Below are 11,290 nucleotides of genomic sequence, written 5' to 3'. Positions count from 1 at the left end.
CAGATAGAACTTAAAATAAGAATAGAAGATAAAAGAAAAATTGGGCAAGAAGCAAGTGTAAAAATCTTTATTGATGAAAAAAATATGAAAAATGATTCAACAACAGATGGAAATTACTCAACAACAATATCTTTAAATGATTTTGAATACAAAGATTATGACTTAAAAATCAATATCATAGACTCTGATGAAAAGGAATATACCATTACCCGACATTTTCCATTTTATGAAAGCCTAGAACCTGAATTTAAAGAACTTAAAAGTTGTTATAAAGGAAAAAATGATACTTTCTTCAAAGTAAATGATAAAAACAATGAGTTAAGACAACATTATGACAGAATGTATAAAAATAGAATAGACATCCCACTGTTTAATAATTCCATATCCTCTAAAAAGATATTTTTAAACGAACAGAACATAGAATACGGTCTTTTTGCCATACCCGATAAAAGTGTGGTTTTAAGCAGACATATTCCATTCAATGATTCTAAAGCTATACGACTAATTGAAAAACTGGATAATGTAAATGATTTACTAAAATTGTTTTGTGAAGAAGATTATCTTAAAAATGATTTTTACGTTGAAATGAAATCAACCATTAAAGCAACAGCATACATACTAAATAAAATCTTTAATGAAAATAAGGATTATGAAAAGGAAATAACAAAACGGGTAAAGATTTCAGAAAAAAAACATAACGGATCATTATTTACCAATAAAGCATGGTCATATGAAAAAGATGAACTTCATAAAAAATATTATACTGTTATAATAAGTGATGTTATCGTAAAAAACTATTCAGAAGTGGATTCTTCAGAGATTCCTGATGAATTTAAAGAATTTTCCAATAGAAAATCAAGATACTTTAAAAACGATAATCCAATAATTAATCAAAAAGTACTCATATTGAATGATCCTTCAATAAATCCCTTCATTCCATCATTTATTGCTAGCTTTAAAGAAACATTCTTTTATTATGATGAATGGTACTTCAATAAGGATTTAATTGAATGGTTTAATCCAGATATCGTACTTGAAATAAGGGAAGAATGTAAGTTTGAAAATCCAATTTGTCAAAATGTTTCCATATTAGAAAATTACAAAGTTCCTATTATTGTGGAATTTAAAGATTTTAAATCAGAAAATGATAAGTTAAATCTTGAAATAGAGGTTCATGACTTAAAAACCTTAAAGGTAAATACCAGATGTAAACTTCTCATAGACAATAAGGAAATTTCAACAATTGATACTGAAAACGGACTGGCAGAATACAAAATTGACCTAACAGATATTACTAATGGAGAACACTTATTAAAATTACTTGTTAACGAAACAAGCAATACAAAGTCAGCAATCATTGAAAAGAAATTTATCAAATAATTGGTGAGAAAATGATGAAATTATGCAAACCTTCTTATGAATTAAAGAATCAGATAATTGATTTTAAAGAAGAATTCATAAAGAATAATGAAAAAACTATCCCTGGAAGTGAATTACTTGATAAAATACCAACGTTTGATGAATGGATGGAATATGTTTCTAAAAATACTTCACCAGCCACAGTCTCTGAAGATTGGGTTGTAACTGACACGTTGCTTGCCATTGAAGATAATCGGATAGTTGGCATTATCTCATTACGTCATAATCTAAATGATTTTCTTAAAGATTTTGGACACGTCGGTTATAGTGTCAGACCTTCCTGCAGATGTAAAGGATATGCAACAGCCATGTTAAATGAAGTTTTGAATATAGCCAAAAAATATGATTTAAAAGAATTACAATTATCTGCAGAAAAAGACAATATTGCCTCTTTAAAAATTATTGAAAAAAACAATGGAAAATATGTTAGAAGCTTTAATCATTTGAATAAAGAAGTTTGTGTTTATATAATTAAATTATAAGATAAATTTTTAAATAAAAAAATTAAAAAAAAAGTAAGTTAAAAATAAATTTTTAACATTATTGTAATACGAATCCACCATTAGGAGAAATTACTTGTCCTGTTAAGTATGGTGCTTCTAAAATATATCCTAATGCTCCAGCAATATCGGATACGTCACCAATACGTCCTATAGGTATAGTTGCTGCCAATGCATTTAATTCATCCTGATTTACTCCACGTAACATATCTGTCATAATCATACCTGGTGCAATTGCATTTACTCTTACTTTTCTTGGTGCAAATTCAAGAGCTAATGCACGTACTAATCCGATTACTCCAGTTTTTGCTGCACAGTAGTCTGCCTGATTGATTACACCAGTCATTCCACCAACGGATGCTGTACATACTATTGCTGTTTCTCTATCTACCATATGTGGTAATGCTAAGTGTGACATGTGCATCATACTTACAAGGTTTGTATTAATTACTCTTTCATAATCTTCCGGTTGTAAGTCAATGAAGTTACAGTTGTTTGTAATACCTGCATTATTTACAAGTGCATCTATATTTTCACCGAATGCTTCGATAGTTGCATCCACTAATTTTTTACAGTCTTCAAATTTACTTACATCTGCCTGTACTGCTATTGCATCTACACCATATTCATTTTTAATTTCTTCAATAAGATCTTCGGTAATTTGTTTTGATGAATCACTTCTGTAGTTGATAGCTACATTGTAACCTAATTCACCTAATTTTAAAGCCATTGCTTTACCAATTCCTCTTGATCCACCAGTTATAATTGCATTTTTTGCCATGTTTTTCCTCCATTTAAAAAGTATAAAATATTAAAATATTATAATGATAGTATCAATTTTATTAGATATAAAATTTTCTATAATTTATAATGATTAATAATTATATTTAAATGAATATATTATTTTTAAATTATTTTAATGTAAAAAAATAAAATAATTAAATATAAAAAGTTATTTTTCGAGGATATTTATGAAGAAATTATGTATTTTTGACTTTGATGGAACATTATTTGATTCATTAACCGATGTAGCCAAATGTTTTAATAAATCGTTTGAAATTTTGGGATTTGAACAATTGGATCTTGATTTCTATATTAAATCATTAGGTGGCAATATCTACGAAATCACATCACTTATATTAAAAGATAAAAATACTCCTGAAAATATAGAATTAGTTAAAAATACTTATGAAGAAATATACAGTAATGACTTAAAAGAAAATACCCATCTATTTAATGGAATGCTGGAAGTTTTAGAACAGTTACAGAAAGAAGATATGATTTTAGCCATTAATTCAAACAGAAGTTATGATTCCATAAGCTATTTTATAAATAAATATGCTCCAGACATTGATTTTATTGACATACAGGGTCCTGTACCTACAAAAGCTTCAAAGCCTGATCCATATGGTGTTAATACAATCATTAAAAAAGCCAATGTAACAAAAGAAGAGACGTTATACATTGGAGATTCTGCTACGGATATTCAGACAGCAAAAAATGCTGGAATAGACTGTATTCTAGTAACATGGGGTTATGGTGTTGGTGATGTATATGAAGACGAATATCCTGTAGCTATTGTAAATGATAAAGATGAATTATTAAAATCAATTAAAAACAGTTAAATAATTAAAAAAGAAAAAAAAATAGTTTTTTGATGAATATTCATCAATAATATCCATTTCATTTTTTTTAAGTGGTTACTTTGAACGTTGTGTTTGTTTCGTATGAATTATATTTAGTATTTCCACTGTATCCTATTGTTACGTTGTATGTTCCTGTTTTGTTTAGTTGCTGTGTGAATGTATATTTTCCGGTACTGTCTGTTTTTGCATAATATTTGACGCCGTTGATTGTTATTTTTACGTTACTGTTTGTGATTGCCTTTCCAAGATTATCTGTGAATTTACCTGTGATTGTTACGTTGTTTCCTTTTTTAACATCAGTGATTTTATTATAGGTTACTATGACATTTTGTTTTCCTACTGTGAAAGTACTGTTTACTTCATAGGAGTTGTATTTAGCATTTCCGGAGTATCCTACACTAAGATTATTTACTCCAACCTTAGTAACCAATATTGATGCAGTATAAAAGCCATTTTTATCTGTTTTTGCATAATATTTTACACCATTGACAAATAACTTGACATTACTGTTAGCAATTGCTTTTCCAAGATTATCTGTGAACTTTCCGGTTATAGTCACATTAGTACCGGCAGGAACAACTTCAACAGTATCATAAGAAACTATTACATCCTGTTTTCCAACATTGAATGTTGTATTAGCCTCATATGAATTGTATTTAGCATTACCTGAATATCCGACAGTTAAATTATTTATTCCAACCTTAGTAACCAATACAGATAATGCATATTTACCGGAACTATTGGTTTTTGCATAATACTTAACTCCGTTTACAAACAACCGTACATTACTGTTTGTAATTATTTTTCCCGTACTTTCTGTGAATTTACCTGTTATGGTAACGTTAGTACCTGCAGGAACAACAGGAATAGTATCATAAGTTACAATAACGTCAAGCTTACCGGCATTGAATGTAATATTTCTTTCATATGCATAATACTTTTCATTTCCACTATAACCTACAGATAATGTATTTACTCCAGGAGTAGTGACTGTTGTAACAAATGTGTAAGTTCCATTTTTATCTGTTTTTGCATAATTTTTTACACCGTTAAGAATTATTTTAACATTACTGTTACTTATTGGCTTACCTGTACTGTCCGTAAATTTACCGGTAATAGTTATGTTCTCATTCAATTCAACATTACCAATATCGTTAACTGTGATTGTAACATTGATTTTACCGATACTTAAACTGTTATTAAACGTTTGGGTTCTTTGTGAAAATTTAGAATTACCACCAAATACAAATGTTAAGTTCTGAGTTCCCTGTAATTGTGATGGAGCTGTGAATTTAAAGCTTAACTTTCCATTATTCACTACACCATAGATAATTTTTCCACTGGAATCCTTTAAATATTGTCCATTAAGTTTTACACTAACATTTCCTCCATTTGCAAGACATAAATCATTGCCTGTAGCATTATTGTCAATAACTATATTTAAGGAAGCGTTAGCTCCAATATCAACCCATGTATTATTGTAATGTATCACTGCCACCATAGGCTTGAGAGTAATACTTGCTTTTGAAGTAGCATTGGATATTGTGTCATTACCATCGAAGACGACCTTCAAGTCATAAGTTCCTTTATCATATGTTGTTGGAACTTTAACCATTGCATTAACAACACCATTAGTTACATTTGCATTAGTTAAAAGAACATTATTAACATATATTTTAACAATTCCAGTATCTACGGGTTTACCACCAGAAACTACATCAGCCTTAATGCTGACATTTTTGCCTAAAGTTGCAGTATGATTAGCAACGCTTACTTCGGATAATGTCTGAACACCTAAAATATTCGTGCCATTTGCACTTTCATAATCTTTTGTACCCAAATATTCTACTTTAATGTTATGAACTGTGTTATTGGCATTAGCTGCAATAGTATAATTACATGAGGCAACACCTAACCTTAAATCAACCACATCCACCAATACATTGTCAACATAAAATTCAGCCTGTCCCGAACCTATTTTTCCACCGCTTGTTGTAGTGATATTGGCTGTTAAAACAACATTTGATCCGACAACGCCCAATACTTTAGCTACTTTAACGTTTGTTTTTTCGGGATGTTTTTCAAATACTGCCTGTGAAACTGCAGTTACGTTCTGGAAATTGTTTCCACTTACAAATGCAGTTATTTGATATGTTGTAGGATTCCATAATGTGGAAACATTATAATCTAAAGTTGCTTTACCATTAACAACAGGACTATTTCCTATATTATTAGAACCTAACTTGAAGGCTACACTAAGATTTCTATAATCCGTAGCTGTTGTGTTAATGTTAGCAACCAGGGAAATAGTATCACCGACAAATGCTTCAACCGGATTGACGGTAGCATTTACAAAGTATACAAAATTGTTTGAGACAATGTTATCTGCTCCCAAGTCTATAACTGATTGATCTGCCAATTTATTATTTGAAATCAATGAATTTTCCATTACTTTGTTGTTTCTTGTTTCCTCTGTAAGTTTAACTGTTGTGTTTGCATTGGTTATGATGCTGTTTTTTGTTATGTTGTTATTAATACTTGATGAACTGAACATTATTGCTTCATCACCTACAGCTATTGTATCGGAGTGGTATGCTGAGGTTGATTCTCCCAGATTTTCTTTTCTTAATGTGAGTTTGTTAGATGTTATTGTATTGTTACTTGATCTGTATCCTGCTATTCCATAAGGGTTTGTTCCGTTTCCATTTATTGTGTTGTTGATTATGTTATTGTTACTTGAATCATATAATTCAATGTTATATAATGAGGATGCTTTACAGTTAATGGTGTTATTGTAGACATTTGATGATGTACTGTTTTCCAATACTACTGCATGTCCATAATCACCACTTGTCTGATTGTCTTTTGAAACCTGAACGTTAAATATGTTTGAATCGACTAATGTACCTACACTATTTCTTCCGGCAATGAATCCCGTTGCATAGTATCCTCCATTCAAATTAACAATATTATTCCTGTATTCGTTGTTTGTTGCATTTGCTGTAAGTATTGAAGATCCCCATTTACCGCCAAGTACACCTATTCCATATATGAATGGTCCATAACTTGTAATGTTTATGTAATTGTTGTTAATTTTATTTCTATGGGAGTCAAAGTATACATCTATACCCACCACACTGTTCTTACAATCATTTGTAGGGAAGGTATACTCGTCAAATTGTGATGTTACTCTAACTTTGTTGTTGTTTATTTCATTGTTTGATGAATATAACAGCATTATTCCATGATTATGAAGTACTTCTGTTATAGTGCCTATTTTATCATTGAACATGATTGAATCATCATATTCCAATCGTACATTACTTTGGTTTAAATTTATAGTGTTATTTGTAATATTATTTGAATCCGAAGAGTATGAGAGTATTGCATCATTAACGTAGTCTCCGGAAGTATTGATTTTATTGTTAGTTACTGTGGTTCCACTTGCCCCGTATAAAAATATGCCTATACTTTCATAATCTGCAAAATTATCGATTTCCACATTTGTTATTTCACAATTGTTTACTTCCAATAATTCTATTGCATGTACTGTAACTGAATGTTCTTTATTGCATATTTTTACGTTGGTTAGTGTTGATGCATGTGCATCTTCTGCAAACGTTATTGTTCCATTGTTAATAGTACAATTTTGTCCGATTATATGAACTTTTTTGTTGAATATAAAATTACAATTATTAAAAGTTCCTGTTAGATTAATTGTAGCATTTTGTTCAATATTACTATTTGCAATTCCATCTGTAAACCATGAAGTGTAATTTTGAGGATTTATTGATATTTGCTGGTCTGAATCCAATTGTACAGAAGTGTTTAAATTTAATGGAGGTAGATATGCAATACTTCCCCTACCTTTAGCTGATGACAACACATTTGATGATGTAACAGTTACATTTACGTCAATTGCATTGTATGCTCCTGCTTCTTCAAAGTTTATTGCATAATCTGCATCTGAAATGATAGTATTTTTATCCACATATACATTATTTGTTTTTTTGGTTCTCGTTTGCTGTTTGAATAATATTCCGTCTTTATTTGAAGTTATTTTATTATCATCAATAATTATCCCATTATATTGGCCTTTCAAGTAAATTCCATTACTTCCACCTGATGTAATATTATTATTGGTTATTCTTGCATTGTTTCCCTGGATATCAATACCATATCCATTTTCAGCAGTTATGGAATTATTTACCACCAGTACATTATCACTACCAATTTTAATTCCTGTTGCACTTTCATTAACTTCTACAATATTATTTATTACTGTAGCGTTTTCACAGGCATATATTCCTTCATTAATAGCATGCACTTCATTGTAAGCTATGTAATTATTTTCGTAATCCTGTGTGGAAATACCTCTAAATCCACCAATTACTTTATTATGGGTGATTGTATTATATGCACCCATGATTTGAATAGTATAACACCATGATGTAATATATCCTTCTGCATGTACAATGTTTCCTGTTATAACATTATAATTTGATGCTCCTCCAACAAAGTCTGCATCATAACTTCCATATATACTTAAATATATCCCATTTGCTCCACCACATTTAATGGAATTGTTTTGTATAGTGTTATTATGAGACACACCTATTACGAATGTTATATACCTCCAATCGTCACCTTTTCTTTCAAAATCATTAAATTCTATAGTACTATTATCCATATAATCTGCTACAAAACCATATGCACGTAATCCATAAGTTGTAACGTTATTATTTTTGATTGTTAAATTTGATGAATTTTTAACTTGTATTCCTTTAAGTAAAGTTCCATCATTATATATCATTAGGTTAGAAATTGTTGAACCAGATGCATTTTGTCCTATTACATAAACTGTAGAATTGTATAATTTTGCATCGTTGTTTAAGCTGGTAAAGGTTATGGATTTATCAACCATGAAACTTTTGTTGTAGAATGATCCTTTTAGATTTAAGGTATCTCCATCTTTAACCAGGTCTGTTGTTTTAACATATTTATCTTCCGGTTCCTGTGTGAAAAACTGTTCATAATTATTTTCTGTAACAGTAACAGTTGTTGCCGATTTCGTTGATTTATTTTCACTTAATATATTCTTATTTTTTTCAAAAGCTTTTTCAATGTTCTTTGATTGATAATTTTCTTGTTGAAGACTTGTTTCCAAGTTGTTATCTGTTAAATCGTTAGATATATCTACATTATCATTAATGGATATTTCTGTAGTATTGTCTGTTGCAGCTATTGTTCCAATGCTTATTAATAAAACTAATGAAAACAATAAGAATTTGGCCATAATCCTCATTATTTTACTCCTTTCTTATCATTTTACAAATATTAATCAAAAATCTTTGATTAAATATATATAATATTTAATTTATTTAAACCTGATAAAATAATTATTGATAAGATATAATAAACCAGTATAATAAAGCTATTTTTTTCTTAAAAAAAGAATAGAATAGAGTAATATGAAAAAAATGTATTTAAAAATAATATTTTAAAGAAAAAAGAGTAATTAATTAAATAAAAATAATAATAAAAAAATAGAGGAGGTCATTCAAGTTTTTTAGATATTTCATCCAACTTTTCATCAATTTTAGATAATTTGTCATTTAATTCTTTATTTTCTTTTTCCAGTTCTTCCACTTTTGAAATCAACAAAAGAAGTTCACCCTTATAGATCTTATTAGTTTTTTCAATTTTTTTAACATACTTAAAAACTGTTTCTCTTGTTTCTCTTTCCTGTTTTTCATTATAAATAGCAGACAGATATGCCGTTAATATTGCTACAAATATAATTCCAATAATAATCGTCAGAATTGTCAACGCTTTACCCACGGTAGTTGCAGGAGTAATATCACCATACCCGACGGTTGAAGCAGTAACAACCATAAACCATATTGCATCACCTGCTGTATCAATCGCATCATCCAATATAATAAGTAAAACAGATGAGACTGCAACATATATCGTTAATATTACAAACAATAACTTAAACAAGTGATTCTGTATAAAAAAGATTAATGATCCCATATCCCGTTTCACATTATAAATACGTACAATTTTAAATACTTTTACAAAACGGAATAATCTGAATACTGAAAAATATCTAAACAACAGATCAAATGGAAGAATCGAAATAATAGCCAACAAATTCTTATCCTTAATTAAAAAGTCTTTAAGAGATCCTTCATAAGTATAATATTCATATGACAAGTCAATAAACAATAATAAACATACTAAAAAATCATAATCCGCAAATAGAGTTTCAACTTTAAAATCAAAAGAATATATTATTGATAAAAATATAAATACCAAATCTATAACTGTAAGAATTAAGAGAATAACATTCTTTAATTCATAAGTCAATCGTCTAGTTTCATCATCAATATACACTTTAAACATAAAAATCAGAAATCCAGTAATAATAATATTATATTATTTATACTATTTAGGTTTAAGTATCAGTTCAGTATACTCAAAGAGATATTTTAAAATCTGAAAAAAGATAAAAATTTAAAGTTTTAAAAACATATATTAAAATATATACCCATCAGAAGTGATAACATATGTATTATATTATTAGCGAAAAACTACTTGAATGCACAAAAGAGGAAATGATAGAATCTAAAAAACAATATGTTGCACTTCTTTCGTCGGAAGCCTGGGAAAAAGAAAAGAACACGTTTAAAATGGGGATAGATTTTGAACCAAAAACAACAAATATTCACGTAACAAAAGCTGAAGAAAACTTTGACTCAATTACGGGAACATTTTTCATTCCCAACAGGAAAAATGTTCAGTCCGAAGAAATTAAATTTGCATTTGCTTTGGATGAAAAGGGAATAGTATTCATTGATGATACTCTTGAATCACGAAAAATAGTTAGAAGAATTAAAAAACGAAAAAAATGGAGATTACCAAGTTTAGAACGTTTCATCTATGATTTTTTAAATGAAATAATCAAAGATGACTTCCGAATGATGGAAAAATATGAACAAGAATTGGATGAAATGGAAGATGAAATCATATATGATGACGAACTTATTTCCCAAAGAGTTAACGATATTCGTGTAGACATCAGGGATTTAAAAAAACATTACGAACAATTATTAGATTTAGGTGAAGTGTTCGAAGAAAATGAAAACAGGTTCTTCAGAGAGGAGAACTTAAGATATTTCAGAATGTTCATTAATAGAGTAGAGCGTTTAAGAGATCTTTCCAACAGTATAAGGGATTATACCATACAGCTTCGTGATGTATATAAGACTCACCTGGACATTAAACAGAACCATATCATGACACTTCTAACTATGGTTACTACAGTATTTACACCATTGATGTTGGTTGTCGGATGGTATGGAATGAACTTCAAGTACATGCCTGAGCTTGAATATCGGATGAGTTACCCGTTAGTATTTGCTTCCTGTATTGCAATCAGTTTACTGGTTTTATGGTTCTTCAGAAGAAAAAAATGGTTATAAAAATAGATTTAAAAAATTATTAATGGATTAAATATCCATTCTTTTTCTAATAATTTTTATGGTATATCTTGCGAATATGAAATTTAAAATACTTGAAATGACTCTACCCAGTGCCAGTCCAGTCCAAATTGCTAGTAAACGCCAACCAAGATATATACCAAACAGATAGGTAAATGATACTGGAAATATTACTTCCCTTACGATTGTCAACCATAAACTTAGTGCTCCTTTTCCAATT

At 29.1% G+C, this 11,290-nt stretch carries 7 protein-coding genes and 1 pseudogene; 4 read left to right on the top strand and 4 right to left on the bottom strand.

Annotated features, from left to right (window positions below):
- A partial coding sequence (locus tag QZZ11_RS09090; protein WP_292475522.1) for a hypothetical protein occupies window positions 1–1,380 on the top strand: 1,380 nt, incomplete at its 5' end.
- 11 nt (window positions 1,381–1,391) lie between these two features.
- Window positions 1,392–1,901: a GNAT family N-acetyltransferase gene (locus QZZ11_RS09085; RefSeq protein ID WP_292475520.1), complete on the top strand. Its 510-nt coding sequence runs from the start codon at window positions 1,392–1,394 to the stop codon at window positions 1,899–1,901.
- A 58-nt stretch (window positions 1,902–1,959) separates the two neighbouring features.
- Here QZZ11_RS09085 and QZZ11_RS09080 read toward each other — a convergent pair whose 3' ends face one another.
- Window positions 1,960–2,700, bottom strand: coding sequence for a 3-oxoacyl-ACP reductase family protein (locus QZZ11_RS09080; RefSeq protein WP_292475518.1), 741 nt, complete (start codon window positions 2,698–2,700; stop codon window positions 1,960–1,962).
- A gap of 190 nt (window positions 2,701–2,890) precedes the next feature.
- Here QZZ11_RS09080 and QZZ11_RS09075 point away from each other — a divergent pair, with 190 nt between their 5' ends.
- On the top strand, window positions 2,891–3,544 hold the full coding sequence (locus QZZ11_RS09075) for an HAD family hydrolase (RefSeq protein ID WP_292475515.1): 654 nt from the start codon (window positions 2,891–2,893) through the stop codon (window positions 3,542–3,544).
- A gap of 67 nt (window positions 3,545–3,611) precedes the next feature.
- Here QZZ11_RS09075 and QZZ11_RS09070 read toward each other — a convergent pair whose 3' ends face one another.
- Window positions 3,612–8,870, bottom strand: a complete 5,259-nt coding sequence (locus QZZ11_RS09070) for a right-handed parallel beta-helix repeat-containing protein (protein WP_292475514.1) — start codon at window positions 8,868–8,870, stop codon at window positions 3,612–3,614.
- A gap of 251 nt (window positions 8,871–9,121) precedes the next feature.
- Complete coding sequence (locus tag QZZ11_RS09065) at window positions 9,122–9,973, bottom strand: ion channel (protein WP_365953037.1); 852 nt, start codon at window positions 9,971–9,973, stop codon at window positions 9,122–9,124.
- 164 nt (window positions 9,974–10,137) lie between these two features.
- On the opposite strand from QZZ11_RS09065, the gene QZZ11_RS09060 reads away from it, so the two are divergent.
- Window positions 10,138–11,052 (top strand): CorA family divalent cation transporter, encoded by a 915-nt coding sequence (locus QZZ11_RS09060; RefSeq protein ID WP_292475511.1) that lies wholly within the window; start codon window positions 10,138–10,140, stop codon window positions 11,050–11,052.
- 27 nt (window positions 11,053–11,079) lie between these two features.
- Here the strand turns inward: QZZ11_RS09060 and QZZ11_RS09055 are convergent.
- Window positions 11,080–11,290 (bottom strand): annotated as a pseudogene (locus QZZ11_RS09055) (MATE family efflux transporter); the annotation flags it as partial.

It is taken from the genome of Methanosphaera sp., assembly GCF_016282985.1.
In the GTDB taxonomy this organism is placed as follows: domain Archaea; phylum Methanobacteriota; class Methanobacteria; order Methanobacteriales; family Methanobacteriaceae; genus Methanosphaera.
Note: the sequence above shows the minus strand (reverse complement) of the source record. Positions and strands in the feature narration are given on the sequence as shown.

Excerpts from the sequence above, each read along its gene's own strand:
- QZZ11_RS09085 (WP_292475520.1), top strand. The coding sequence starts at position 1,392 with ATGATGAAATTATGCAAACCTTCTTATGAATTAAAGAATCAGATAATT.
- QZZ11_RS09080 (WP_292475518.1), bottom strand. The coding sequence starts at position 2,700 with ATGGCAAAAAATGCAATTATAACTGGTGGATCAAGAGGAATTGGTAAA.
- QZZ11_RS09075 (WP_292475515.1), top strand. The coding sequence starts at position 2,891 with ATGAAGAAATTATGTATTTTTGACTTTGATGGAACATTATTTGATTCA.
- QZZ11_RS09070 (WP_292475514.1), bottom strand. The coding sequence starts at position 8,870 with ATGAGGATTATGGCCAAATTCTTATTGTTTTCATTAGTTTTATTAATA.
- QZZ11_RS09065 (WP_365953037.1), bottom strand. The coding sequence starts at position 9,973 with ATGTTTAAAGTGTATATTGATGATGAAACTAGACGATTGACTTATGAA.
- QZZ11_RS09060 (WP_292475511.1), top strand. The coding sequence starts at position 10,138 with ATGTATTATATTATTAGCGAAAAACTACTTGAATGCACAAAAGAGGAA.